The sequence below is a fragment of the Ramlibacter sp. AN1133 genome (assembly GCF_037890035.1).
Taxonomy (GTDB): domain Bacteria; phylum Pseudomonadota; class Gammaproteobacteria; order Burkholderiales; family Burkholderiaceae_C; genus Ramlibacter.
The window spans coordinates 1-23,142 of the sequence record NZ_JBBKTQ010000043.1 but is presented as its reverse complement, the minus strand read 5'-3'; the positions used below and the strand labels follow the sequence as shown (position 1 = coordinate 23,142).

Annotated in this window: 24 protein-coding genes; 12 read left to right on the top strand and 12 right to left on the bottom strand. The window is 70.0% G+C overall.

Annotated elements, in window-relative coordinates; translation table 11 throughout:
- The first annotated feature begins 150 nt into the window (after window positions 1-150).
- From WG923_RS29810 to WG923_RS29795, 4 genes are all read left to right on the top strand, one after another.
- A complete protein-coding gene (locus tag WG923_RS29810) occupies window positions 151-2,013 on the top strand; it encodes a PAS domain S-box protein (protein WP_445322998.1) in 1,863 nt (620 codons plus the stop codon).
- A 125-nt stretch (window positions 2,014-2,138) separates the two neighbouring features.
- Entirely contained in the window at window positions 2,139-2,528 is a 390-nt protein-coding gene (locus WG923_RS29805) for a response regulator (protein ID WP_340354670.1), read from the top strand.
- A 50-nt stretch (window positions 2,529-2,578) separates the two neighbouring features.
- Entirely contained in the window at window positions 2,579-3,322 is a 744-nt protein-coding gene (locus WG923_RS29800) for an alpha/beta fold hydrolase (protein ID WP_340354678.1), read from the top strand.
- 2 nt (window positions 3,323-3,324) lie between these two features.
- A complete protein-coding gene (locus WG923_RS29795; RefSeq protein ID WP_340354669.1) occupies window positions 3,325-4,467 on the top strand; it encodes a PAS domain-containing sensor histidine kinase in 1,143 nt (380 codons plus the stop codon).
- A 7-nt stretch (window positions 4,468-4,474) separates the two neighbouring features.
- Here the strand turns inward: WG923_RS29795 and WG923_RS29790 are convergent, their stop codons facing one another.
- A complete protein-coding gene (locus WG923_RS29790) occupies window positions 4,475-4,693 on the bottom strand; it encodes a DUF2158 domain-containing protein (RefSeq protein WP_340354668.1) in 219 nt (72 codons plus the stop codon).
- 189 nt (window positions 4,694-4,882) lie between these two features.
- Between WG923_RS29790 and WG923_RS29785 the strand changes: the two genes are divergently transcribed.
- Window positions 4,883-5,077 carry a hypothetical protein gene (locus tag WG923_RS29785; protein WP_340354667.1) on the top strand — a complete coding sequence of 65 codons (195 nt, stop codon included), beginning with the start codon at window positions 4,883-4,885 and terminating at the stop codon, window positions 5,075-5,077.
- A gap of 71 nt (window positions 5,078-5,148) precedes the next feature.
- Here WG923_RS29785 and WG923_RS29780 read toward each other — a convergent pair whose 3' ends face one another.
- The 8 genes from WG923_RS29780 to ureA all read right to left on the bottom strand — a co-directional run bounded on the left by WG923_RS29780 (window position 5,149) and on the right by ureA (window position 10,317).
- Window positions 5,149-5,346: a hypothetical protein gene (locus WG923_RS29780; protein WP_340354666.1), complete on the bottom strand. Its 198-nt coding sequence runs from the start codon at window positions 5,344-5,346 to the stop codon at window positions 5,149-5,151.
- Window positions 5,333-5,683: a hypothetical protein gene (locus WG923_RS29775; protein ID WP_340354665.1), complete on the bottom strand. Its 351-nt coding sequence runs from the start codon at window positions 5,681-5,683 to the stop codon at window positions 5,333-5,335. Before WG923_RS29775 ends, WG923_RS29780 begins: the two co-directional genes overlap by 14 nt.
- A gap of 49 nt (window positions 5,684-5,732) precedes the next feature.
- On the bottom strand, window positions 5,733-6,407 hold the full coding sequence (gene ureG / locus WG923_RS29770) for an urease accessory protein UreG (protein WP_340354664.1): 675 nt from the start codon (window positions 6,405-6,407) through the stop codon (window positions 5,733-5,735).
- Window positions 6,404-7,216 carry an urease accessory protein UreF gene (locus WG923_RS29765; RefSeq protein ID WP_340354663.1) on the bottom strand — a complete coding sequence of 271 codons (813 nt, stop codon included), beginning with the start codon at window positions 7,214-7,216 and terminating at the stop codon, window positions 6,404-6,406. Before WG923_RS29765 ends, ureG begins: the two co-directional genes overlap by 4 nt.
- A complete protein-coding gene (gene ureE / locus WG923_RS29760) occupies window positions 7,185-7,787 on the bottom strand; it encodes an urease accessory protein UreE (RefSeq protein WP_340354662.1) in 603 nt (200 codons plus the stop codon). Before ureE ends, WG923_RS29765 begins: the two co-directional genes overlap by 32 nt.
- Window positions 7,788-7,894: 107 nt before the next feature.
- Complete coding sequence (gene ureC, locus WG923_RS29755) at window positions 7,895-9,613, bottom strand: urease subunit alpha (RefSeq protein ID WP_340354661.1); 1,719 nt, start codon at window positions 9,611-9,613, stop codon at window positions 7,895-7,897.
- Between the two features lie 90 nt (window positions 9,614-9,703).
- Complete coding sequence (locus WG923_RS29750; protein WP_340354677.1) at window positions 9,704-10,009, bottom strand: urease subunit beta; 306 nt, start codon at window positions 10,007-10,009, stop codon at window positions 9,704-9,706.
- Window positions 10,010-10,014: 5 nt separating this feature from the next.
- Window positions 10,015-10,317 carry an urease subunit gamma gene (gene ureA, locus WG923_RS29745; RefSeq protein WP_340354660.1) on the bottom strand — a complete coding sequence of 101 codons (303 nt, stop codon included), beginning with the start codon at window positions 10,315-10,317 and terminating at the stop codon, window positions 10,015-10,017.
- A 180-nt stretch (window positions 10,318-10,497) separates the two neighbouring features.
- Here ureA and WG923_RS29740 point away from each other — a divergent pair, with 180 nt between their 5' ends.
- The 4 genes from WG923_RS29740 (at window position 10,498) to WG923_RS29725 (ending at window position 16,136) form a co-directional block, all read left to right on the top strand.
- Complete coding sequence (locus tag WG923_RS29740; protein ID WP_340354659.1) at window positions 10,498-13,950, top strand: hybrid sensor histidine kinase/response regulator; 3,453 nt, start codon at window positions 10,498-10,500, stop codon at window positions 13,948-13,950.
- Window positions 13,947-14,894, top strand: a complete 948-nt coding sequence (locus WG923_RS29735) for a response regulator transcription factor (protein ID WP_340354658.1) — start codon at window positions 13,947-13,949, stop codon at window positions 14,892-14,894. The genes WG923_RS29740 and WG923_RS29735 overlap by 4 nt, the downstream gene beginning before the upstream one ends.
- A gap of 194 nt (window positions 14,895-15,088) precedes the next feature.
- Complete coding sequence (locus WG923_RS29730) at window positions 15,089-15,448, top strand: DUF4148 domain-containing protein (RefSeq protein WP_340354657.1); 360 nt, start codon at window positions 15,089-15,091, stop codon at window positions 15,446-15,448.
- Window positions 15,449-15,557: 109 nt separating this feature from the next.
- A complete protein-coding gene (locus WG923_RS29725) occupies window positions 15,558-16,136 on the top strand; it encodes a hypothetical protein (protein WP_340354656.1) in 579 nt (192 codons plus the stop codon).
- A 1-nt stretch (window position 16,137) separates the two neighbouring features.
- On the opposite strand, the gene WG923_RS29720 is transcribed toward WG923_RS29725, so the two are convergent.
- Window positions 16,138-17,145, bottom strand: a complete 1,008-nt coding sequence (locus WG923_RS29720; RefSeq protein WP_340354655.1) for a 4-hydroxythreonine-4-phosphate dehydrogenase PdxA — start codon at window positions 17,143-17,145, stop codon at window positions 16,138-16,140.
- The gene (locus WG923_RS29715) at window positions 17,145-18,128 is read right to left on the bottom strand and encodes a Bug family tripartite tricarboxylate transporter substrate binding protein (protein ID WP_340354654.1); all 984 of its coding nucleotides are present in this window, start codon (window positions 18,126-18,128) and stop codon (window positions 17,145-17,147) included. The genes WG923_RS29720 and WG923_RS29715 overlap by 1 nt, the downstream gene beginning before the upstream one ends.
- 115 nt (window positions 18,129-18,243) lie before the next feature.
- Here WG923_RS29715 and WG923_RS29710 point away from each other — a divergent pair, with 115 nt between their 5' ends.
- Window positions 18,244-19,200, top strand: coding sequence for a LysR family transcriptional regulator (locus tag WG923_RS29710; RefSeq protein WP_340354653.1), 957 nt, complete (start codon window positions 18,244-18,246; stop codon window positions 19,198-19,200).
- Between the two features lie 93 nt (window positions 19,201-19,293).
- Here the strand turns inward: WG923_RS29710 and WG923_RS29705 are convergent, their stop codons facing one another.
- Entirely contained in the window at window positions 19,294-19,908 is a 615-nt protein-coding gene (locus WG923_RS29705) for a hemerythrin domain-containing protein (protein ID WP_340354652.1), read from the bottom strand.
- Window positions 19,909-20,107: 199 nt separating this feature from the next.
- Between WG923_RS29705 and urtA the strand changes: the two genes are divergently transcribed.
- Window positions 20,108-21,379: an urea ABC transporter substrate-binding protein gene (gene urtA / locus WG923_RS29700; RefSeq protein ID WP_340354651.1), complete on the top strand. Its 1,272-nt coding sequence runs from the start codon at window positions 20,108-20,110 to the stop codon at window positions 21,377-21,379.
- Between the two features lie 125 nt (window positions 21,380-21,504).
- Window positions 21,505-23,076 carry an urea ABC transporter permease subunit UrtB gene (gene urtB, locus WG923_RS29695; RefSeq protein WP_340354650.1) on the top strand — a complete coding sequence of 524 codons (1,572 nt, stop codon included), beginning with the start codon at window positions 21,505-21,507 and terminating at the stop codon, window positions 23,074-23,076.
- The last annotated feature ends 66 nt before the right edge of the window (window positions 23,077-23,142 follow it).

Sequence of the window (23,142 nt, the reverse complement as noted above, 5' to 3'; positions counted from 1 at the left end):
AGCGTCCTACAGGTTCCGGCCGGGCAGGGAGTTTCAATGCAGGCTCCGGAAGGGGGCGCCCGCCCGACCCGGCACCGGAACCCCATCGTGACGCAGGTATCGACGAAGAAGCAGACCAGGACCCCGGAGGCGGAACTCCTGCGGCTGCAGATGTTCGTCTCCGCGGTGACCGACTACGCCATCTACATGCTCTCGCCCGAGGGCAACGTGGTGAGCTGGAACGCGGGGGCGCAGCGCTTCAAGGGCTACACCGCCGACGAGATCATCGGCCAGCATTTCTCCCGCTTCTACACCGAGGAGGACCGCGCGGCTGGCGTGCCCTGGCGGGCCCTCGAGATCGCCCAGACCACCGGCAAGTTCGAGGCCGAAGGCTGGCGCATGCGCAAGGACGGTACCCGCTTCTGGGCCAGCGTGGTGATCGACGCGATCCGCGACGCCGGCGGCGAGCTGGTGGGCTTCGCCAAGATCACGCGCGACATCACCGAGAAGAAGGCGGCCCAGGAGGCCCTGCGCGAAAGCGAGGAGCGCTTCCGCATGCTGGTGCAGGGCGTGACCGACTATGCGATCTACATGCTGTCGCCCACCGGCCTGGTCACCAACTGGAACGCCGGCGCGCGCCGCATCAAGGGCTACGAGCACGACGACGTGATCGGCACGCATTTCTCGCGCTTCTACACCGAGGAGGACCGGGCGACCGGCCTGCCCGGGCGCGCGCTGCAGCAGGCCTCCGACCAGGGCCGCTTCGAGGCCGAAGGCTGGCGCGTGCGCAAGGACGGCACCCGCTTCTGGGCGCACGTCGTGATCGACGCGATCCGCAACGACCTGGGGCACCTGGTCGGCTTCGCCAAGATCACCCGCGACATCACCGAACGGCGCCTGGCGGCCCAGGCGCTGGAGCAGGCGCGCGAGGCGCTGTTCCAGTCGCAGAAGCTGGAGGCGATCGGCAAGCTCACCGGCGGCGTCGCGCACGACTTCAACAACCTGCTGAACGTGGTGACCAACGGGCTGTCGATGCTGCGGGACCGCGCCCGCGACGGCGCCGAACTGCGCGTGATCAACGCGATGGACAAGGCCGCGCAGCGCGGCGCGGCGCTCACGCAGCAGCTGCTGTCGTTCGCGCGGCGGCAGCCGATCAAGCCTCAGGCGCGCGACATCAACCGCGTCATCACCTCGTTCGAGGCGGTGCTGCGCCGCGGCAGCCGCAACACGATCCACTTCGACGTCGCCCTCGCGCCCAGGGTGTCCCAGATCCTGGTGGACACCGCGCAGTTCGAGACCGCGCTGCTGAACCTGGTGGTGAACGCCCGCGACGCCACGCCCGACGGCGGCAGGATCACGGTGGCGACCAGCGAAGTCCAGCTCGGGGACCGGCAGGTGGGCATCCTGCCGGCCGGCCGCTACGTGGTCGTCTCGGTGCAGGACACCGGCAGCGGCATGCCGCCGGACGTCGTGAACCGCGCCGTGGAGCCGTTCTTCACCACCAAGGAGATCGGCAAGGGCACGGGCCTCGGGCTCAGCCAGGTCTACGGCATGGTGCAGCAGTCCGGCGGCGACCTGGAGATCCGTTCCACCCTCGGCGAGGGCACGACGATGTCCCTGTATTTCCCCGCCCTGGCCGCGGACTGCGAGTGCGACGCGGCGCAGGAGCCCGTCGCCGAGAAGGTGCTGATCGTCGACGACCAGCCCGACGTGCTGGAGGTGACCTCGGAGCTGTTCCGCACCCTGGGCTTCGAAGTCTTCTCCGCCAACTGCGGCGAGGACGCGGTGGAAGTGCTGCGGCGCACGCCCGACATCCGGTTGCTCCTGAGCGACGTGGTGATGCCCGGCATGAGCGGCATCCAGCTCGGTCACAAGGCGCAGGAGATGCTGCCGCACATCAAGGTGATCCTCGCTTCCGGCTACGCCAACCCGGCGCTGGACCGCGACGAGGGCAGCCTCGACGGCTTCCAGTTCCTGCCCAAGCCGTACCGCGTCGGCGACCTCGTCAAGAAGCTGCGCGCCGTGGGTTCGTGAACCGCCGTCCGCTGCCTGCAAGGCAACGTCAGCTCCGTCCTACAGCCGCCAGCAATGGCGTCAGACAGAATCCGCGGCTGCGGTCTTTCAATGTGTTCGTTCCGGCCGGCCCTGGGGAGGTTTCGATGGCAGTACGCGTCTTTCTCGTCGAGGACCAGAAGCCCATGCAGGTGCTGATGGCGGACCTGCTGCATTCGGTCGGCGGCTTCGAGCTCGTGGGCACCGCCTCCAGCGAGACCGGCGCCACCGACTGGCTGTACCGCCACCCGGGTGGCTGGGACCTCGCGATCGTCGACCTGCTGCTGGGCGAAGGTTCCGGCTTCACGCTGATCGTCCGCTGCAACAAGGAGCCCGCGGGGTCCGTGCTGGTCTTCAGCGACTTCGTGTCGCCGGCGGTGCGCCAGCGCTGCATCCGGCTCGGCGCCGACGGCGTGATCTCGAAGGCGCAGTTCGGCGAACTGCGTGCCTACCTGCAGGCCTTCCCCGGACGCGTGGCGCAACCGGAGCCCGCTTGACCACCGCGCTGCAGCGCAACAACGTGCAGGTCGGCGGCAAGGGGCCGCCGATGGTGTTCGTGCACGGTTTCGGCTGCGACCAGAACATGTGGCGGCTGCTCGCGCCGCACTTCGCCGACACCCACACCTGCATCCTGCTGGACCTGGTGGGCAGCGGCCGCTCGGACCTGTCGGCGTACGACCGCCGCAAGTACGACACCCTGAACGGCCATGCCTCGGACCTGTGCGAGGTGCTCGCGGCCGTCACCGACGCGCCGGCGATCTGCGTGGGCCATTCGGTCAGCGCCATGATCGGCATGCTGGCCAACCTGCAGTCGCCCGGGCAGTTCCGGGCACAGGTCATGGTCGGGCCCTCGCCCTGCTACATCAACGACGGCGACTACGTCGGCGGCTTCACCCGCGCGGACATCGAATCGCTGCTGCAGACCATGGAGGCCAACTACCTCGGCTGGTCCAGCAACATGGCACCGGCCATCATGGGCGCGCCCGAACAGCCCGAGCTCGCCACCGAACTGACCAACAGCTTCTGCCGCACGGACCCGGAAATCGCCAAGCACTTCGCGCGCGTCACCTTCCTGTCCGACTTCCGCGCCGAACTGCGCAAGCTGCAGGCGCCCACCCTCATCCTGCAGTGCAGCGACGACATCATCGCGCCGCGCTCCGTCGGCGCGTACATGTGCGAGCACATCCCGAACTGCACCCTGCGCGTGATCGAGAACGTGGGGCATTGCCCCCACCTGAGCGCGCCCAGTGCCAGCGCGGCCGCCATGGAGCAGTTCATCGCAGGGCTGTAGCCATGCACGACGCCCCGCTGCCGGCTCCCGAGCAGCTCTACGACGCCGCACCCTGCGGGCTGCTGCTCGCCGCGGCGGACGGCCGCGTGCTCGACGCCAACGCCACCCTGTGCGCCTGGCTGCGCTGCAGCAAGGGCGACCTGGTCGGCAAGGTCCGCTTTTCCGAGCTGCTGACGGTCGGCGGCCGGATCTTCTGGCAGACCCACCTGCAGCCGCTGCTGCGCATGCAGGCCTCCGTCGCCGAGGTCAAGCTGGAAATGCGCTGGGCCGACGGCCCGGTGCTGCCGGTGATGGTGAACGCCGTCGAACGCGCGTGGCAGGGGCGCGTCGTGCAGCACGTGGCGGTGTTCGTCGCCGAGGAGCGGCACAAGTACGAGCGCGAACTGCTGCTGCAGCGCCAGCGCGCCGAGGAACTGGCGGCGCAGCACGCCCGGGACCAGCAGGCGCTGGCGGCCGTGCAGGCCGAGGCCATGGACCGCGCCGCCTTCGCCGAGCAGCTGGTGGGCATCGTCAGCCACGACATCCGCAATCCCCTGTCGGTGATCCAGATGAGCGCGATCCTGCTGGACCGCGGGGTGAACGCGGAGCAGCAGAAGGCATCGGTGGCACGCATCAACCGGGCGGTGCAGCGCGTGCAGCACCTGATCGGCGACCTGCTGGATTTCACCCAGGTGCGCGTGGGCGGCGGCCTGGGCATCCGCAAGGTGCCGGAAGCGGACCTGCACCAGGCCGTGGCCGACACCGTCGCGGAGCTGGCGGTGGGCTTTCCGGATTGCGTGCTGCGGCACGAACGCATCGGCACCGGCCATTGCGAGGCCGACGCGGACCGCATCGTGCAGGCGGTCGGCAACCTGGTGGCCAACGCCGTCAACCACGGGGACAAGCGCCAGCCCGTCACGGTGCGCACCGAGGACGCCCCGGGGGTGTTCCGGATTTCCGTGCACAACGGCGGCGCGCCGATCCCGCCGCAGCTGCTGCCCACCCTGTTCGAGCCGATGGTGCGCGGCGCCGCGCCCGGCGCCAAGGGCGTGGGGCTGGGCCTCTACATCGTGCGGGCGGTGGTGCAGGCGCACGGCGGGCAGGTCGCGGCCCGCTCCAGCGCCGAGGAGGGCACCACCTTCCGCATGGAGCTGCCCTGCGCCTGAAGCGCGGTCACGCGGAGCGTGGCGTGCCGCCCTTGCCCACGGCGCTGTCCTTCGGCCGGTGGCCGACGACCTCCAGCGTGTCGACCTCGAAGGTGCCGTGGCGCGCCTGGCCGGCCGCCGTCCAGGCGCAGTAGGCCAGCGACATCGACAGGGCCTGCACGGTCATGGCGCAGCCTCCCGTCTTCAGCACGACGGTGTCGCCCACCCGGATGCGTTCTTCGGCCACCGGCCGATTATCACCAGATGTGCGCCGGCCGGGCCGCGGACCCGGGTGCACCGTCCTTCCGGATGTCAGACCATGGTTTGCATGCGCTCGTGCGCGCCTGACGTGTCCCATAGCAGCTGCTGAAAACGTCCTACAGGCGTCGACTCGACCGCGCGGGACCATGGCCCGTATTCGAACGCATTGGTCGTCATGTCGCAGGAACACCAACAGGACACGCCCGAGGACGAAGGATCGTCCACCAGCGCCAGTGGGCAACATCAGCAGCAACCGCAGTCGGAGGGTCATGCCGGCCAGGGCTCGGAGAGCATCATGAAGCAGCTGCGCGAGTGGGAAGACCGCCGTGCCAGCAATTCGGGCGGCACGCGCCGCCCGGGTTCGCACTGAAGCGCGCCGCGCGTCTCCGCTTCCTCCCCGCTCCATGAAGAAGGCGGCCCGCCGGGCCGCCTGTCGCCGTTTCAGGCCGCCTGCGTGGACGGCCGTTCGGGGCGCGCCTCGGCGCCGGGCCGGCTCTCGCGCGCCTGTTCCGGTGCGCTCGCGGGCCGGGCCTGCAGCGACTTGGTCAGGAAGGGCAGCACGCTCTGGGCACCGGCGCCCCAGCGGCTGCCCGGGGGCGGCAGGGTCGGATCGTGCTCGTCGTGGCTATCGATCGGCATGGCTGGTCCCGGATGGCCAGAGTTCCACGGGGGGGCGGCGGATGAAGGACGGGTCGTCGGCCTGCGCGGCGTCGGCCGGGTGCGAGAACAGCATGTCGCAACCCTGCATGTCGGCATCGCCCCCGAGCAGGTGTTCCTGCCACCCCAGCTCGCGCACGTGGTCGGCGAAGAAGTTCACCTGCCGGTAGCCATCGAGCCGCCCGATGGCGAACAGCACGCCATCGCGCAGGAGGCCGATCTTCACGTCCATCCGGTGGGTGGTGGGCAACAGCTTCGCCATCGCGAAAGCGTTCGCGATCCCGTCGAAGCCGGGGGGCGCGTCGTGCAGCAAGTCCATGGGTCGGGAAAGTAAGCGCGCGTTACAGCACCGGCTGTAGGACGAAGCCTCATCTGGATGGACGTGCGGCGACTACTTCGTGGCACAGCATGCCGCGCGTCTCGATGAAGCGCACCACTTCCTGCAAACCGGCCTGCGTCTTCAGGTTGGTCATGACGTACGGCTTGTCGCGCCGCATGCGCTTCGTGTCGGCCTCCATCACCGCCAGGTCCGCCCCGACGTAGGGCGCGAGGTCGGTCTTGTTGATCACGAACAGGTCGCTCTTGGTGATGCCCGGGCCGCCCTTGCGGGGGATCTTCTCGCCGGCCGCGACGTCGATCACGTAGATCGTCAGGTCCGACAGCTCGGGGCTGAAGGTCGCCGCCAGGTTGTCGCCGCCGGACTCGACGAACACGATGTCGGCGTCGGGGAATTCGGCCAGCATGCGGTCGATCGCCTCCAGGTTGATGGAGGCGTCCTCGCGGATGGCCGTGTGCGGGCAGCCGCCCGTCTCCACGCCCATGATGCGTTCGGCCGGCAGGGCGCCGCTCGCGGTCAGCAGGCGCTGGTCTTCCTTGGTGTAGATGTCGTTGGTGATCGCGACCAGGTCGTAGCGGTCGCGCATCGCCTTGCAGAGCATCTCCAGCAGCGTGGTCTTGCCGGAGCCGACCGGCCCGCCGATGCCCACGCGCAGGGGCGGGAGCTTGCGGGTGCGGCCGGGGATGTGGTGCGCGGGAGCGTTCATGAGCGGAACAGGCGGGAGTACTGGGTTTCGTGTTGCGAGGAGAGGATGGCCAGCATGGGCGAGAAGGCCTGGCGGTCCTCGTCGGCCAGCGTGAGCGCGAGGTCGACGGCTTGCGGGATCGCGTCGGCGAGCCGCGCCAGGATGCGCTGGCCGGCGGCCTGGCCGAGCGGGATTGATTTGACGGCGGCCTGGACCATGTTCTCGGACCAGCCGAAGGCGAAGGCGAGGGCGATGGGGCGTGAGGTGGCCGCGGTCGTCGAGGCCGCGACGGCGAAAGCGACGGGGTAGGTGAAGTCGGTCTTCGTAGGCTGGTGGTGACCGGAGGGAACCCCAGCTCGCTGCGCTTCGCTGGATCGCTGGGGTTCGCTGGCGCGCTCACCCCAGCCTACCGGCTCACCCCAGCCTACCGGCTCACCCCAGCCTACCGGCTCCCCCCAGCCCGCCCCCCCGAGCGACCTGCGCCACTCCCCCATCGACCGCCCCATCTGCTCCGCCTGCTGCCGCAGCTCGCTCGTCTCGCGCGTCTGCCGCACCCAGTCGTCGAGCGCCTGCAGCCGCTGCCCGTCGCCCTGGTGAGCCGCTTCGACAGCACTTGCGACCACGGCGAGATCGCCGCGCGCCAGGGCCAGATGCAGCTGTTCGACCAGCCACTCGCCCGCGCTCGCCTCGTCCCGCACCAATCCGGCCTCCACCGCGGGCTCCAGGCCTTCCGAATAGGAAAAGCCGCCGACCGGCAGCGCCGGCGACGCGAGCCAGATCAGTTGCAGCAGCGCGGCATCAGCCGGCGCGGGACTGTCCGTGCTCGCCATGCTTGTGGCTGTCGTGTTCGTGGTCGTGCAGCTGGCTGTCGTGCTCGTGCTCGTGGTCGTGCGTCTCGGTGTCGGTGTGGTGGTGCCCGTGGTGGTGGTCCTCGTGCCCGTGCGCGGCATGGCTGCCGTAGGCACCGCCCTCCGGTTCGAACGCTCCGAAGGTGTCCGTCACCACCAGCCGCATGGCGCGCAGCATCTCGGCCAGCACGTGGTCGGGCTCGATCTTCAGGTGGTCCGGCTGCAGCTCGATCGCGACGTGCCGGTTGCCCAGGTGGTAGGCGGCGCGCAGCAGGTCGAAGGTGCTGCCGCGCTCGCCCTGCCGGATGATCATCACCGGTTGCGGCTTGGCCAGCACGCGCACCATCGAGCCGTCCTCTCCCACCAGCACGTCGCCGCCGCGCACCACGGTGCCGCGCGGCAGGAACACCCTGAGCTGGCGGCCCCGCGAGTCGGTGCACTCGAAGCGGCTCTTCTGGCGCACGTCCCAGTCGAGTTCGACGCTGGCGGCGCGATGCAGCAGCGGCTTGGCGAGGCCGTGGCCCTGGGGCAGGATCTTGGTGACTTGGAGCATGGGATCTCCGGGCTGTTTGCCTCGTAGGCTGGTGGTGGAGCGAAGCGCAACCCCAGCGCTGGGGTTCGGCCTTCGGCGCTCACCGCCAGCCTACAGCAAGAAGCCCATCAGAACAGGAAATACCGCTGCGCCATCGGCAACACCGTCGCCGGCTCGCAGGTCAGGAGCTGGCCGTCGGCCCGCACCGCATAGGTCTGCGGATCGATCTCCATCTTCGGCACGTAGTCGTTGTGCAACAGGTGGCTCTTGCGCACCCGCCGGATGTCCTTGACCGGCGCCACGTGCCTGGCCAGCCGCAAGCGTTCCTTCACCCCGGCCGCCAGGCCCGCCTGCGACACGAAGGTGATCGAGCCGGCGTGCAGCGCGCCGCCGAAGCTGCCGAACATCGGCCGGTAGTGCACCGGCTGCGGCGTCGGGATCGAGGCGTTGGGGTCGCCCATGGCCGCCATGGCGATGAAGCCGCCCTTGAGGATCAGCGCCGGCTTCACGCCGAAGAAGGCCGGCTTCCAGACCACCAGGTCGGCCCACTTGCCGCACTCGATGCTGCCCACCTCGTGGGCGATGCCGTGCGCGATGGCGGGATTGATCGTGTACTTGGCCACGTAGCGCCGGGCGCGGAAGTTGTCGTGCCGCAGGGTGTCGCCCGGCAGCTTGCCGCGCTGCACCTTCATCTTGTGCGCCGTCTGCCAGCAGCGCAGGATCACCTCGCCCACGCGGCCCATGGCCTGCGAGTCGCTGGAGAACATGCTGATCGCGCCGAGGTCGTGCAGGATGTCCTCGGCGGCGATCGTCTCCTTGCGGATGCGGCTCTCGGCGAAGGCGAGGTCTTCCGGGATGGCCGGGTCGAGGTGGTGGCACACCATCAGCATGTCGACGTGCTCGTCGAGCGTATTGACCGTGTAGGGCATGGTCGGATTGGTCGACGAGGGCAGGAAGTTGGGCTCGCCCACCACCTTCAGGATGTCGGGGGCGTGGCCGCCGCCGGCGCCCTCGGTGTGGAAGGCGCAGATGCCGCGGCCCTTGGTGGCCGCGATGGTGTTCTCGACGAAGCCCGATTCGTTGAGCGTGTCCGAGTGGATCGCGACCTGGATCTCCATCTCGTCGGCCACGTCCAGGCAGTTGCTGATCGCCGCCGGCGTGGTGCCCCAGTCCTCGTGCAGCTTCAGGCCGATCGCGCCGGCCTGCACCTGTTCGCGCAGGGGCTGCGGCAGGCTGGCGTTGCCCTTGCCCATGAAGCCCAGGTTCATCGGGAAGGCATCGGCGGCCTGCAGCATGCGCTCGATGTTCCAGGGGCCCGGCGTGCAGGTGGTGGCGAAGGTGCCCGTCGCGGGGCCGGTGCCGCCGCCGAACATGGTGGTGACGCCGGAGGCCAGCGCCTCCTCGATCTGCTGCGGGCAGATGAAGTGGATGTGGCAGTCGATGCCGCCGGCGGTGACGATCGCGCCCTCGCAGCTGATGATCTCGGTGCCGGCACCGATCACGATGTCCACGCCCGGCTGCGTGTCGGGGTTGCCGGCCTTGCCGATCGCGGCGATGCGGCCGTCCTTCAGTCCGATGTCGGCCTTGACGATGCCCCAGTGGTCGAGGATCAGCGCGTTGGTGAGCACCGTGTCCATCGCGCCCTCGGCACGCGTGCGCTGCGACTGCGCCATGCCGTCGCGGATCGTCTTTCCGCCGCCGAACTTCACCTCCTCGCCGTAGCCACCGGCGCGCAGGGTGAAGTCGTCCTCCACCTCGATCACGAGCTCGGTGTCGGCCAGGCGCACGCGGTCGCCCGTGGTGGGGCCGAACATCTCCGCGTAGGCGCGGCGGGGGATGGTGGCCATCAAGCCTCCCGCCGGGCCGCCCCAAGGGAGGCTTGCGCCCCCCCGGGGGGCAGCGACGACACGAAGTGCGCAGCGTAGGGGCTCATGTTCCTAGACTTTCCCTTGGGTGAGGCCGCGGAAGCCGTAGACGTTGCGGTGGCCCGCGTAGTCGACGAGTTCCACCGTGCGCTGCTGCCCCGGCTCGAAGCGCACCGCGGTGCCGGAGGCGATGTTCAGGCGCATGCCCCTGGCGGCTTCGCGGTCGAACTGCAGCGCGCCGTTGGTCTCGGCGAAGTGGTAGTGCGAGCCGACCTGGATCGGCCGGTCGGCCGTGTTCTGCACGACCAGCGTGAGGGTGCGGCGGCCGGGGTTGAGTGCGTGGTCGCCGCCGTCGGTGATCAGTTCGCCGGGGATCATGGTCGTCACACGATGGGCTGGTGCACGGTCACGAGCTTGGTGCCGTCGGGGAAGGTGGCCTCCACCTGGATCTCGGGAATCATCTCGGCCACGCCGTCCATCACGTCTTCGCGCGTGAGGATGGTGCGGCCCTCGCTCATGAGCTGGGCGACGGATTTGCCGTCGCGCGCACCTTCCATGACGGCGGCGGAGATCAGCGCCAGGGCCTCCGGGTAATTGAGCTTGAGCCCCCGCGCGCGGCGCCGCTCCGCGAGCAGGCCAGCGGTGAAGAGCAGCAGCTTGTCTTTCTCGCGGGGGGTGAGTTCCATGGTGCGCGGCAGTGTATTGCAAGGTCCGGGCCTGCACTGTCTTTTCCCTCCCCTCTGGGGGAAGGTAGGGTGGGGGCGCTCCGGAGGTCGATGAAGGGCTGTGGCTGATCGGCTGCCTGGAGTGCCCCCACCCCTGCCCTCCCCCGGAGGGGGAGGGAGTAAAACCAACGGGCACGGAAGATGCACTTGCTATCCGTGATCCGCAGCCATCCCCTCCCCCCGCCCCACCACGATGCCCCCCAGCGCGTCGTCAAGGTGCGCCGCGACTACAACACCTGGGTCGCGAGCGAGACGATGGAGGACTACGCGCTGCGCTACACGCCGCAGCGCTTTCGCAAGTGGTCCACCTGGCGGGTGGCCAACACCGCCTTCGGCGCCGCCTCCTTCCTGATCCTCGAGGCGGTGGGCGCCACGCTGCTGGTGCAGTACGGCTTCGTGAACGCCTTCTGGGCCATCGTCGCCACCGGCCTGATCATCTTCCTCGCCGGCCTGCCGATCAGCATCTACGCGGCGCACCACGGCGTCGACATGGACCTGCTCACGCGCGGCGCCGGCTTCGGCTACATCGGCTCCACGCTCACCTCGCTGATCTACGCCTCCTTCACCTTCATCTTCTTCGCGCTCGAAGCGGCGGTGATGGCGTACGCGCTGGACCTCGCGCTGGGCATCCCGCCGGCATGGGGCTACCTGATCTGCGCACTGGTCGTGATCCCGCTCGTGACGCACGGCGTCTCCGCCATCAGCCGGCTGCAGGTGTGGACGCAGCCGCTGTGGCTCGTGATGCTGGTCGTGCCCTTCGCGTACGTGCTGGCGCGCGATCCTGGTGCCTTCGCCGGCATCGCGCACTACGTCGGGGAGAAGTCGCAAGGCGCCGGATTCGAATTGCACCCGTTTGGTGCCGCGCTCACGGTGGGCGTGGCGCTCATCACGCAGATGGGCGAACAGGCCGACTACCTGCGCTTCATGCCCGCGCGCACCGCGGCCAACCGGCGCGCCTGGTGGTTCGGCGTGCTGGCGGGCGGACCGGGCTGGGTGGTGCTGGGCGTGCTGAAGATGCTGGGCGGCGCGCTGCTCGCGTACCTCGCGATCCAGCACATGGTGCCGGCGGACCGCGCGGTCGATCCGAACCAGATGTACCTCGCCGCCTATGAGTACGTCTTCCCGCGCTACGGGTGGGCGGTGGCCGCGACGGCGCTGTTCGTCGTGATCTCGCAGCTGAAGATCAACGTGACCAACGCGTATGCGGGCTCGCTGGCCTGGTCCAACTTCTTCTCGCGCCTCACGCACAGCCATCCGGGCCGCGTGGTGTGGGTGGTGTTCAACACGCTGATCGCCTTCATGCTGATGGAGATGAACGTGTTCCAGGCGCTGGGCGACGTGCTGGGCCTGTACTCGAACATCGCCATCGCCTGGATCATGGCCGTGGTGGCGGACCTCGTCGTCAGCAAGCCGCTGGGCCTGTCGCCGCCCGGCATCGAGTTCAAGCGCGCGCACCTGTACGACGTCAACCCGGTCGGCGTCGGCGCGATGGCGCTGGCCTCGGCGCTTTCGATCGTCGCCTACCTGGGCACGTTCGGTGCGACCGCGCAGGCCTTCTCGGCGCTGATCGCGATGGGCGTGGCCTTCGTCACCGCGCCGCTGATTGCCTGGGCCACCCGCGGGCGTTACTACCTGGCGCGCGAGCCGCAGGCAGGCTCGCGCCTGGTTGCGCGCCGCTGCGTGATCTGCGAGCGCCACTACGAAGGCCCGGACATGGCGCACTGCCCGGCCTACCAGGGCCCGATCTGCTCGCTGTGCTGCACGCTCGATGCGCGCTGCGGCGACCTGTGCAAGCCGCAGGCGAGCCTGGCCGCGCAGTGGTCCGGCGCGCTGCGCTGGCTGCTGCCGCGGCGCGTGTGGCCCTACCTCGATACCGGCCTGGGCCACTGGCTGCTGCTGATGCTGGTGGTTGCGCCGCTGCTGGCGGCGCTGTTCGGCCTGCTGTACCACCAGGAACTGCAGTCGCCGGACACGCTCTCGGCGCCCGCGCTGCGCGCGACCTTCCTGAAGGCGTATCTCGCGCTGCTGCTGGTGGCGGGGCTGATCGCCTGGTGGCTGGTGCTGGCGCACAAGAGCCGCCAGGTGGCGCAGGAGGAATCGAACCGCCAGACGCACCTGCTGGTGCGCGAGATCGAGTCGCACCGCCAGACCGACGCCGCGCTGCAGAGCGCGCGCCAGTCGGCCGACCAGGCGCGCCACGCCGCGGAGCAGGCCAACCAGGCCAAGAGCCGCTACGTGAGCGCCATCAGCCACGAGCTGCGCACGCCCCTGAACAGCATCCTCGGCTACGCGCAGCTGATGGGGGAGGACCCGAGCATTCCCTCGCACCGCAAGCATGCGATCCACGTGATCCGCCGCGGCGGCGAGCACCTGCTGTCGCTGATCGAAGGCACGCTGGACATCGCCCGCATCGAGTCCGGCAAGCTCACGTTGAACGTCAAGCCGATGCGCTTCGCCGACTTCGTGCACGAACTCGCCGGCCTGTTCGAGCTGCAGGCGGCGGCCAAGGGCCTGGCCTTCCGCTTCGAGGTGGAGGGCACGCTGCCCGAGGTGGTGCGGGCCGACGAGAACCGCGTGCGCCAGATCCTGATCAACCTGCTGGGCAACGCGATCAAGTTCACCGCCGCCGGGCAGGTCGTGCTCCGCATCCGGCATGCGCGCGAGATGGCGGTGGTGGAGGTGCAGGACACGGGCTGCGGCCTCACGCCGCAGGAGCAGGCGCAGGTCTTCGAACCCTTCGCGCGCGGCACCAGCGCCGGGCCCTCCGCACCGGGCGCGGGGCTCGGCCTGACGATCGCCAAGATGCTCACCGACCTGATGGGCGGCGAGCTCACGGTGCGCAGCAAGCCCGGTGCCGGCGCGGTGTTCCGCGTGCGGCTGTTCCTGCCCGAAGTGCATGCCGCGGTGCTGCCGCCCGCCGCCGCACCGAAGGCGCGGCGCGGCTACGAAGGCCCGCGCCGCCGCATCCTGGTGGTGGACAACGAGGAGGCCGACCGCGAGCTGCTCGTCGCGCTGCTGGAGCCCCTGGGCTTCGAGCTGCGCACCGCCGCCAGCGGCCACGACGCCCTGGACCTGCTGGCCGCCGGCGTGCAGCCCGACGCCATCCTGATGGACCTCGCGATGCCCGGCATCGACGGCTGGGAAACGATCCGGCGCATCCGCCGCATGCCGCACGTGCAATCGCGCATCGCCGTGGCCTCCGCCAACGCCTTCGACAAGGGGCTGGACAACGATGCCGGCATCCGGCCCGAGGACTTCCTGCTCAAGCCCGTGCGGCATGGCGAATTGCTGGACTGGTTCGAGCGCGCGCTGGGCCTGCAATGGCTGCCGGAACCGGCCAGCGCGCCCGCGGCGCCACCCGCACCGGCGGCCTGGACCTGGCCGCGCGCCGAACTGCTGGAGCCGCTGCAGCAGGCCGTGCAGCTCGGTTACTACCGCGGCATCCTGAACCAGCTCGATGCGATCGAGGCCACGCAGCCCGAGTGCGCGGCCTTCGCGCATGCGATGCGCGAGCGCGCGCGCGAGTTCCGCTTCGAGCTCATGGCGCGCGAGCTGGCGCGCGCCGCCACCATCCCCGAAGGAGCCCTGCGATGAACCCCTTGCCGGACCGCGACTGCAGCGACGTCGTGCTGGTGGTCGACGACGTCCCCGACAACCTCTCGGTGCTGCACGATGCGCTCGACGAATCGGGCTACACGGTGCTGGTGGCCACCAGCGGCGAATCGGCCCTGCAGCGCGCGCAGCAGGCCAGCCCCGACATCGTGCTGCTCGACGCCATGATGCCGGGCCTGGACGGCTTCGAGGTGGCCCGCCGCCTGAAGGCGCAGGCGCACACCGCGCACATCCCGATCATCTTCATGACCGGCCTGACCGAGACCGAGCACCTGGTGGCGGCGCTGGAAGCGGGCGGCGTCGACTACGTGACCAAGCCGATCAAGCCCAAGGAGGTGCTGGCGCGCATGGGCGTGCACCTGCAGGGCGCGCGGCTGGCACGGCAGGCCCGCAATGCGCTGGACGCCTTCGGCTACGCGAGCATCACCGTGCGCCCGGGCGACGGCCGCCTGATGTGGCAGACGCCGCTCGCGCGCGAGCTGCTGCACGTGTACTTCGGCACCAGCGCCCCGGAGACGCCCGCCGCCGTCCTCGAGTGGCTGCGCCGCCACCTGCACGATGCCGAGCGCCAGATCGAGCCGCCACGCCTGAACGTGGAGCGGGGCCCGCGGCGCCTGTCGATCCGGCTGCACCGCCAGACCGGCGACGACGACTGGCTGATCGTGATGCGCGAGGTCTCCGACAGCGCGATCATCGAGTCCATCAGCCTGGCGCTGAAGCTCACGCTGCGCGAGGCGGAGGTGCTGTACTGGGTGGTCAAGGGCAAGATCAACCGCGACATCGCCGACATCCTCGGCGCCAGTCCCGCCACGGTGAAGAAGCACCTCGAACGCATCTTCGCCAAGCTCGGTGTGGAGACGCGCACGGCGGCCGCGGGCATGGCGATGAACCGCATCCGCCAGCTGCACCCGAATTTCGAGGGCTAGCGGGCGCCGTCCTCCATCGGGAGGAGGCCGCTGTGCGACCTATTGCGCACATCGCCGCGGCAACGTGCGTTCGCAGGTGCGGAATCGCACATGCACGCACGGGCGGGCTCCCTAGAGTTCGTTCCATCGGTGCCGCACTGCCAAGACAGGTGGAGCCGATACCCCGGAACCAGCTCACACCCAGAGGAATCACCATGAACCGCAAGATCGCCCTCACGTTCGTCCTTGCCTCCCTGGCCGCGGCCAGCGCCTTCGCCGAGACCCCGATGGTCGACACGAAACCCTTCAAGGGCGCGATGACGCGCGAGCAGGTGCGCTCCGAACTGCAGCAGCACCGCAAGACGGGTGTCGACGTCTACGCGGACGGCTACAACCAGCTCACCGACTTCCGCAGCACGCGCACCCGCGCCGAAGTGAAGGCCGAGTTCCTGGCCTCGCGCGACATGGTGTCCGCGCTCAACAGCGAAGACAGCGGCTCGCACTACCTGGCCCGCCGCGAAATGCCGCGCACCGTCGGCCGCCAGCTGGCCTCGCTGCCCGGCGCCGCCGAGTAAGCCTGTGTCTCCTTGCCCGCTTGCGCGGGCCTTCCTCGAAGCGCCGCACCCGCGGCGCTTTTTTTCGATCCGCGCTAGCATGGTTGCCCCCCGCCCGCGGAGAACTTCGATGTCGCGGTTCAAGCTTCGCATGGTCCGGTCGGCGCTCGTCGCGCTGTCGTTCCTGGGGCTCGGTTGCGCGGCCGCCGGGCAGCGCGAGGTGCGGCTCGCGCCCGAGGAATGGCGGCAGGTGCACTCGGTGCTGGCCTGGCCGCGCGACGACCTGCCGATCCGCGAGGTGCGCGCGCTGCAGGTCGAAGACGGCCCGAACCGGTGGCTGGAAGTCGAGGTCGCCTCCGGTGCCGTCGAACGCACCGAGGAGTACCGCACCTGGTGGCGCGCCTCCTGCTCCACGGCGACCGGCGCGTGGAAATGCGAGCCCGCCGAGGAGATGGTCGAGCCGGCCGGCGGCGGCGCCGTGGCGCTGGGCCCGCAGGCGTCGCCGCAGGACGTGGTGCGGCTGGCACGCCTGCTCGGCCATCATCCCGGCTGGGCGGCGGAGCGCGAACTGCTCTCCGTGCGCGCGGCCGGCGCGCAGTATGTCGTGAGCTTCCGCCTCGGCGCCTGCGAGCACCTGGTGCGCCTGCGCGCGGAAGGCGGCATGTTCCTGCTGGACCCGTACGAGCGCGAGATCCGCGCCTGCCGCTGAATCAGCGCAGCTGCTGCCGCGCCATCCGCAGGCACAGGTCGAATGCGGCCTGCAGGCCGTCGACCCGCGCGAGGCCGCGGCCCGCGATGTCGAACGCGCTGCCGCTCGCCGACGTCGCCACCGGCACCGGCAGGCCGCCGTGCAGCGTGACGCCGCGCTCGAACCCCATCAGCTTCATCGCGATCTGGCCCTGGTCGTGGTACATCGACACCACCGCGTCGAAGTCGCCGCGGCGCGCGGCGATGAACACGGTGTCGGGCGACCAGGGGCCGCTGGCTTCCAGGCCGTCGCGCTTGAGGCGCTCGACCGTCGGAGCGATCACCTCGATCTCCTCGCGGCCGATGGAGCCGCCGTCGCCCGCGTGCGGGTTCAGGCCCGACACCGCGATGCGCGGACGCACGATGCCGGCGCGGCGCAGGGCGTCGTGCAGGATGTGCACGGCGTCGGCCACCGCCTGCGGCGTGATCAGGTCCGCCACCTCGCGCACCGGCACGTGCGAGGTGACGCGCGATGTCCACAGGCCGTCGGTGATGTTGAATTCGCAGGTGAATCCCTGCACGCCGAACAGGCCCTGCATGAAGCGCAGCTCGTCTTCCTCCCGCATGCCCGCCAGCCGCAGCGAGTGCTTGTTCAGCGGCGCGAAGACGATGCCGTCGACGAAGCCGGAGCGGGCCAGCGCGGTGGCGGTGGCGAGCGCCTCGAGCGCGATCGCGCCGGCGGCTTCGCTGCACTGGCCCAGGGCCGGCAGGCCGCCTTCGGCTTCGCGCTGGGCGAGCAGGGCGACACGTCCCGGCTCGAAGCGCACGGCCTCGCGGGTGGCGGCGGCGAGCACGGGGATCTTGGTGCCCACGATGCGCTCGCCGGCCGCCAGCAGCGAGGGCGGCGCCACCAGCAGCAGCTCGCACGCCTCGAGGTTGGCCGCGTTCGCCAGCAGCCGCACGCCCATCTCGGGGCCGACGCCGGCGGGGTCGCCCAGCAGCAGCGCCAGCCGCGGCTTCCTGGCCGGCATCACAGCCCCTCCGCCTTGATGTTGGCGTCGCGCACCAGCTTGCGGAAGCGCTCGAATTCCTGCCGGTTCATCTCGGCGAACTGCTCGCCGGCCAGCGTGCCGACCTCGCCGCCGAGGCCGCGGATGCGCGCCTGCACGTCGGGCAGCTTGAGCACTTTCGAGAGTTCGGCCGTCAGCGCATCGACGGCGGCCTTGGGCGCACCCGCCGTGACGTACAGGCCGTACCAGGTCTGCACGTCGGCGCCCTTCACGCCGGCTTCGGCCATCGTGGGCACGTCCGGCAGTTCGGCGGCGCGCCGGTCGGACATCACGGCCAGCGGCCGGAACTTGCCGCTGCGGATCTGGCCCATGGCCGAAGAAGTGGAGTCGAACATCATCGTGACCTCGCCGCCGATGATGTCGATGTGCGCCTGCGAGCTGCCCTTGTACGGCACGTGGATCGCCCTGGTGCCGGTGGCCAGCCCGAACGCCTCGCCGGCGATGTGCTGGGTGCTGCCGACGCCGGACGAGGCGTACTTCAGCGCGCCTGGCTTGTCCGCCATCGCGGCGATCAGCTCCTTGACGGAGCGGTACGGCGCGGCGGAGGACACGACCAGCACGTTGGGCATCACGGCCACCAGGCCGATCGGCTGCAGGTCCTTGAGCGGATCGAACTTCAGCTTGAGCAGGTGCGGCGCGATCGCCTGCCCGGTGTTGGTGGCCAGCAGCAGCGTGCTGCCGTCGGCGGGTGCGTGCGCGGTGACGTCCGCCGCGATGGTGTTGGAGGCGCCGGGCCGGTTCTCGACCACCACCGACTGGCGGAAATCGGCCGCGAACTTCTCGGCCAGCATGCGCGCGAGGATGTCCGTGCCGCCGCCCGGCGAGGCCCCCACCATGATGCGCAGGGACTTGTCGGGCCAGCCCTGCGCGTGCGGCGTGCCGGCGGCGCTCAGGGCCAGGGCGGCCAGGGCCAGGGCGGCCTGGCGGCGGTTCGGGAAGGGCATTCTTGTCTCCTGCAGGCGCGGGCCGGGCCGCGCTCGAAGAGCAGCCTAAGAGCTCCACCCATTCCCGGCCAATGAATTTCCCTGAATAATCCATATCCATTCGGATATCTCAACCGTGCCCAAACCCCTGACGGACGCCGCCCTGCTGATGCGGCTGCGCACCCGGCAATTGCTGCTGCTGGAGGCGCTCGGGCGCGAACACAACCTGGGACGCGCCGCGACCGCCCTCGGCATGAGCCAGCCGGCGGCCACGCGGCTGCTGCAGCAGGCCGAGGACACCGTGGGCGTGCCGCTCTTCACCCGGCTGGCCCGTGGCATGGAGCCCACGCCCAGCGGCGAGATCCTGGTGCGCTTCGCGCGCCAGTCGCTGGTGGACTTCCGCTTCGCGCGCGAGCAGATGGCGGCGCTGCAGTCCGGCCTGCGCGGCCGGCTGCGCCTGGGCAGCGTGCCCGGCGCGCTGCCGCAGCTGCTGGGGCCGGTGCTGGCGGAATACAAGGCGCGGCATCCGCGCGTCGCGGTGTCGGTGCTGGTGGAGACCAGCGACGTGATGCTCGGCCTGCTGGAGCGCGGCGAGGTCGACCTGGTGCTGGGCCGGCCCACCGAGCGGCACTACGACGACGAACTGGAGATCGAGCAGCTGCTGGCGGAAAACCAGGTGGTGGTGGCGCGCTCGGGCCATCCGCTGCTGCAGCAGCAGGGCGAGCCGGCGCTCGCGGACCTGGTGCGCTGGCCCTGGGTGCTGCAGCCGCCGGGCGCCCCGCAGCGCAACCGTTTCGAAGCTGCGCTGGCCGAGGCGGGGCTGCACGTGCGCCTGGACATCACCGAGACGGCGTCCACCGTGGCGACCACGGTGCTGCTGGAGGCGAGCGACATGCTGGCGATCATGCCGGCGTCGCTGGCGGCGCACTACGCGCGGCTGGGGGTGCTGCAGGTGGTGCCGGTGGAACTGCCCCTGCAGGTGCCGCCGATCCACCTGGTGATGCGCCGGCAGCGGGAGCTGTCGCCGGCGGCGCTGGGGTTCCTGGAGGTGTTGCGGGCGCGGGTGAACGCGGGTCCGCCGGCGGCGCTGTAGGCTGGCGGTGAGCCGCGGAGCGCGCGAACCGCAGCGCTGTGTGCAAGCGCTGGGGTTTCGCTATCGCTCCACCGCCAGCCTACGGAAGGCCGATCAAACCGCCCGCGAGAACCGTGCCCGCGCCGCCGCCAGCCGGTCGGCGTACTTGCCGCGCGTGAGCAGGTACGCCCCCGCCAGCACCATGCTGCCCATGCCGACGATCGAGCCTGCGTGCATCGAGCGGGCCATGCTGCTGGCCATCTCCGGCGTGCGCGGCGCGGCCAGCTCCAGCCGGCGCTTGGTCATGCGCGCGCCCAGCTCGGACAGCTGGTCGGGGATCAGCCGCTCCGCCGCCGGCAGCAGCAGCGTTTCCTCGTCGGCCACGTGGTGCATCACATGCCGCATCAGCCCGAAGAAGGTGTCGTCGAACGCCGGGTCGTTGACCGGCATGTTGCGCAGGCGCGAGATCAGGCCGCGCATCTCGTCGTGCTCGGGCGTGCTCTTGCGCAGGACCTCGCTGTCGAACACCAGGCGCATGGCCGGATAGAAGATCTCCTCCTCCAGCTGCGCGTGGATCTCGATGGCCAGGCACACGTTGTCGGCCAGGCCGCGCTTCTGCCGCTCCGAGGAGCCGATCTCGTACTGGTGGAAGGCGGTCAGCACGTGCGTGTGGTCCAGCCGGATCATGTTCGTGATGCTGGGGGAAAGCTGGGACAGCAGGGAAGCCATGGTGGGAGCTCGGGTTGGCGGCGTTGCCCTGATTGAGCCGTGGCGGCGCGCCCGCCGCTGTCGGACGGCAGCGGGGACGCGTGTCGGCGCGGTGAAGCGCAGAGCCTGCCCCGGCCGTACGCCATGTGTCGTACAGACCTTCCGGAGGGCGCTCCCTAGCATGGACTCCGCTTTCCCAACAACGTCCCGGAGTTCACCCATGCAACGTCGCTTCACCCTGCAAGCCCTCACCGCCGCCGTGGCCCTGGCCGCCGCCGGCGCGCCCGCCTTCGCCGCCGATACCATCAAGGTCGGCATCCTGCACAGCCTGTCCGGCACCATGGCCATCTCGGAAACCGTGCTGAAGGACACGGCCCTGATGGCGATCGAGGAGATCAACGCCAAGGGCGGTGTGCTGGGCAGGAAGCTGGAGCCGGTGGTGGTGGACCCGGCCTCCAACTGGCCGCTGTTCGCCGAGAAGACCAAGCAGCTGCTGACGCAGGACAAGGTGGCCGTGATCTTCGGCTGCTGGACCTCGGTGAGCCGCAAGTCGGTGCTGCCGGTGGTCGAGGAACTGAACGGCCTGCTGTTCTATCCCGTGCAGTACGAGGGCGAGGAGCTGTCGAAGAACGTGTTCTACACGGGCGCGGCGCCGAACCAGCAGGCGATCCCGGCCGTCGAGTACCTCATGAGCAAGGAAGGCGGCGGCGCCAAGCGCTTCGTGCTGCTCGGCACCGACTACGTTTATCCGCGCACCACCAACAAGATCCTGCGCTCGTTCCTGAAGTCCAAGGGGGTCGCCGAGGCAGACATCATGGAGGAGTACACGCCCTTCGGCCACAGCGACTACCAGACCATCATCCAGAAGGTCAAGAAGTTCGCCGGCGAAGGCAAGAAGACGGCGGTGATCTCCACGATCAACGGCGACTCCAACGTGCCCTTCTACAAGGAACTGGGCAACGCCGGCCTGAAGGCCAAGGACGTGCCGGTGGTGGCCTTCTCGGTGGGCGAGGAGGAACTGCGCGGCGTCGACGCCAAGCCGCTGGTGGGGCACCTGGCCGCCTGGAACTACTTCATGTCCGTGAAGAACCCGACCAACACGGAGTTCACCAGGAAGTGGGGCGACTACGCCAAGGCGAAGAACATCCCCGGCCACAAGGACAAGCCGCTGACCAACGACCCGATGGAGGCGACCTACATCGGCGTGTACATGTGGAAGCAGGCGGTGGAGAAGGCCAAGTCCACCGACGTCGACAAGGTGATCGCGGCGATGGGCGGCCAGACCTTCAAGGCGCCCTCGGGCTTCACGGCCAAGATGGACGAGAAGAACCACCACCTGCACAAGCCGGTGTTCATCGGCGAAGTGAAGTCCGACGGCCAGTTCAACGTGGTGTGGAAGACGCCCGGCCCGGTCAAGGCCAAGCCGTGGTCTCCCTTCATCGAAGGCAACGACAAGAAGAAGGACGAGCCGGACGGCAAGTCGAAACTCTGACGGCGGACTTCCTCCCTCTCCCCTCGGGGAGAGGGTTGGGGTGAGGGGCGCGCGCCCCGCCACCCTCGCCCCAGCCCTCTCCCGCACGCGGGGGAGGGAGCCTGCAAGCGTCACCACGTTGCCCCATGCTTCATAGAATCCTCCTCGCGTGCGCGCTGCTCGCATCCACGGCCGGCCACGCCCTGACGGCCGATGAGGCCAAGGCGCTGGCCATCGGCGAATCCGACGCGCGCATCGAGGCGCTGAACAAGGCCGTAGCCGCGGCCGACGAGAAGACGGCCGCCTTCCTCCAGGCGCTGGCCGACGACGCGGTGAAGACCGCCGGCGGCGCCGTGTTCGTCGTGCGCGACGACAAGGCCACCGATCCCGTCACCGGCGCGGCGCTGGCGCTGCCCGCCGATGCCGAGGACGTCATCAACAACAACCGCATGCGCGGCGAGCTCGATACCGCGCTGGCCGCGCTCAAGCTGTTCTCGAAGGACGACAAGCTGCGCGCCGCCGCCGTCGCCGAACTGCAGAAGGATCCCGACGAATCGCGGCTGCCGCTGATCGAGAAGGCCTTCGCCGCCGAAACGAACGCGGCGATCCGCGACCAGCTCGCGCTGGTGCGCGCGGCCACGCTCCTTTCCAGCAGCGATCCGGCCCGCCGCGTCGAAGCGGCGCAGCAGCTCGCCGCCAGCCGCACCGCCGCCACGCGCGGCCTGCTGCTGCAGCGGCTGCAATCCGAGGCCGACCCGCGGGTGAAGGCGGCGCTGCAGGCCTCCGTGCGCAGCCTCGACGCCTCGCTGGTGTGGAGCGAGCGGGCCGCGGCCGTGTTCTCCGGCATCAGCCTGGGCTCCATCCTGCTGCTGGTCGCCCTGGGCCTGGCGATCACCTACGGCCTGATGGGCGTGATCAACATGGCGCACGGCGAGCTGATGATGATCGGCGCCTACGCCACCTACGTCGTGCAGGGCCTGTTCCAGAAGTACCTGCCCGGCGCCTTCGACTGGTACCTGCTCGCCGCGCTGCCGGTGGCCTTCGGCGCCTCGGCGCTGATGGGCGCGATCCTGGAACGCGGCGTGATCCGCTTCCTCTACGGCCGGCCGCTGGAGACGCTGCTGGCCACCTGGGGCATCAGCCTGATGCTGATGCAGCTGGTGCGCTCCACCTTCGGCGCCCAGAACGTCGGCGTGGAGAACCCGAGCTGGATGAGCGGCGGCGTGGTCCTCATGGGCAACCTTCAGCTGCCCTGGAACCGCATCGTCATCGTCGCGTTCGCCTTCGGCGTGCTGGCGGGCATGGCCTTCCTGATCTCGCGCACGCGGCTCGGCCTGTTCGTGCGCGGCGTCACGCAGAACCGCGCTATCGCCTCCTGCATGGGCGTGGACACGGCGCGCGTCGATACCTATGCGTTCGCGCTCGGTTCCGGCATCGCGGGGCTGGCCGGCTGCGCCCTGAGCCAGATCGGCAACGTGGGGCCCGACCTCGGGCAGGCCTACATCGTCGATGCGTTCATGGTGGTGGTGCTGGGTGGGGTGGGCCAGCTCGCGGGCACCGTGTATGCGGCGCTGGGGCTGGGCATCCTGAACAAGTTCATCGAGGGCTGGGCCGGCGCGGTGCTGGCGAAGATCGCGGTGCTGGTGCTGATCGTGGTGTTCATCCAGAAACGGCCGCAGGGGCTGTTCGCGGTGAAGGGAAGGAGCGCGGAGGCATGAGTGCGGTTCTTCCACCGGATGGACTGGTATTGGAACCCTCCCCCTCCGGGGGAGGGCAGGGTGGGG

What these genes read in the sequence shown, in the direction of transcription:
- WG923_RS29730 (WP_340354657.1), top strand. Translation starts at nt 15,089, where the DNA reads ATGAACCGCAAGATCGCCCTCACGTTCGTCCTTGCCTCCCTGGCCGCG.
- ureC (WP_340354661.1), bottom strand. Translation starts at nt 9,613, where the DNA reads ATGGCCACCATCCCCCGCCGCGCCTACGCGGAGATGTTCGGCCCCACC.
- WG923_RS29795 (WP_340354669.1), top strand. Translation starts at nt 3,325, where the DNA reads ATGCACGACGCCCCGCTGCCGGCTCCCGAGCAGCTCTACGACGCCGCA.
- WG923_RS29775 (WP_340354665.1), bottom strand. Translation starts at nt 5,683, where the DNA reads ATGGACTTGCTGCACGACGCGCCCCCCGGCTTCGACGGGATCGCGAAC.
- WG923_RS29785 (WP_340354667.1), top strand. Translation starts at nt 4,883, where the DNA reads ATGTCGCAGGAACACCAACAGGACACGCCCGAGGACGAAGGATCGTCC.
- WG923_RS29735 (WP_340354658.1), top strand. Translation starts at nt 13,947, where the DNA reads ATGAACCCCTTGCCGGACCGCGACTGCAGCGACGTCGTGCTGGTGGTC.
- ureG (WP_340354664.1), bottom strand. Translation starts at nt 6,407, where the DNA reads ATGAACGCTCCCGCGCACCACATCCCCGGCCGCACCCGCAAGCTCCCG.
- WG923_RS29740 (WP_340354659.1), top strand. Translation starts at nt 10,498, where the DNA reads ATGCACTTGCTATCCGTGATCCGCAGCCATCCCCTCCCCCCGCCCCAC.
- WG923_RS29750 (WP_340354677.1), bottom strand. Translation starts at nt 10,009, where the DNA reads ATGATCCCCGGCGAACTGATCACCGACGGCGGCGACCACGCACTCAAC.
- WG923_RS29780 (WP_340354666.1), bottom strand. Translation starts at nt 5,346, where the DNA reads ATGCCGATCGATAGCCACGACGAGCACGATCCGACCCTGCCGCCCCCG.
- WG923_RS29725 (WP_340354656.1), top strand. Translation starts at nt 15,558, where the DNA reads ATGTCGCGGTTCAAGCTTCGCATGGTCCGGTCGGCGCTCGTCGCGCTG.
- WG923_RS29715 (WP_340354654.1), bottom strand. Translation starts at nt 18,128, where the DNA reads ATGCCCTTCCCGAACCGCCGCCAGGCCGCCCTGGCCCTGGCCGCCCTG.
- WG923_RS29765 (WP_340354663.1), bottom strand. Translation starts at nt 7,216, where the DNA reads ATGGCGAGCACGGACAGTCCCGCGCCGGCTGATGCCGCGCTGCTGCAA.
- ureA (WP_340354660.1), bottom strand. Translation starts at nt 10,317, where the DNA reads ATGGAACTCACCCCCCGCGAGAAAGACAAGCTGCTGCTCTTCACCGCT.
- WG923_RS29805 (WP_340354670.1), top strand. Translation starts at nt 2,139, where the DNA reads ATGGCAGTACGCGTCTTTCTCGTCGAGGACCAGAAGCCCATGCAGGTG.
- urtB (WP_340354650.1), top strand. Translation starts at nt 21,505, where the DNA reads ATGCTTCATAGAATCCTCCTCGCGTGCGCGCTGCTCGCATCCACGGCC.
- urtA (WP_340354651.1), top strand. Translation starts at nt 20,108, where the DNA reads ATGCAACGTCGCTTCACCCTGCAAGCCCTCACCGCCGCCGTGGCCCTG.
- WG923_RS29705 (WP_340354652.1), bottom strand. Translation starts at nt 19,908, where the DNA reads ATGGCTTCCCTGCTGTCCCAGCTTTCCCCCAGCATCACGAACATGATC.
- WG923_RS29810 (WP_445322998.1), top strand. Translation starts at nt 151, where the DNA reads ATGTTCGTCTCCGCGGTGACCGACTACGCCATCTACATGCTCTCGCCC.
- WG923_RS29800 (WP_340354678.1), top strand. Translation starts at nt 2,579, where the DNA reads ATGGTGTTCGTGCACGGTTTCGGCTGCGACCAGAACATGTGGCGGCTG.
- ureE (WP_340354662.1), bottom strand. Translation starts at nt 7,787, where the DNA reads ATGCTCCAAGTCACCAAGATCCTGCCCCAGGGCCACGGCCTCGCCAAG.
- WG923_RS29720 (WP_340354655.1), bottom strand. Translation starts at nt 17,145, where the DNA reads ATGCCGGCCAGGAAGCCGCGGCTGGCGCTGCTGCTGGGCGACCCCGCC.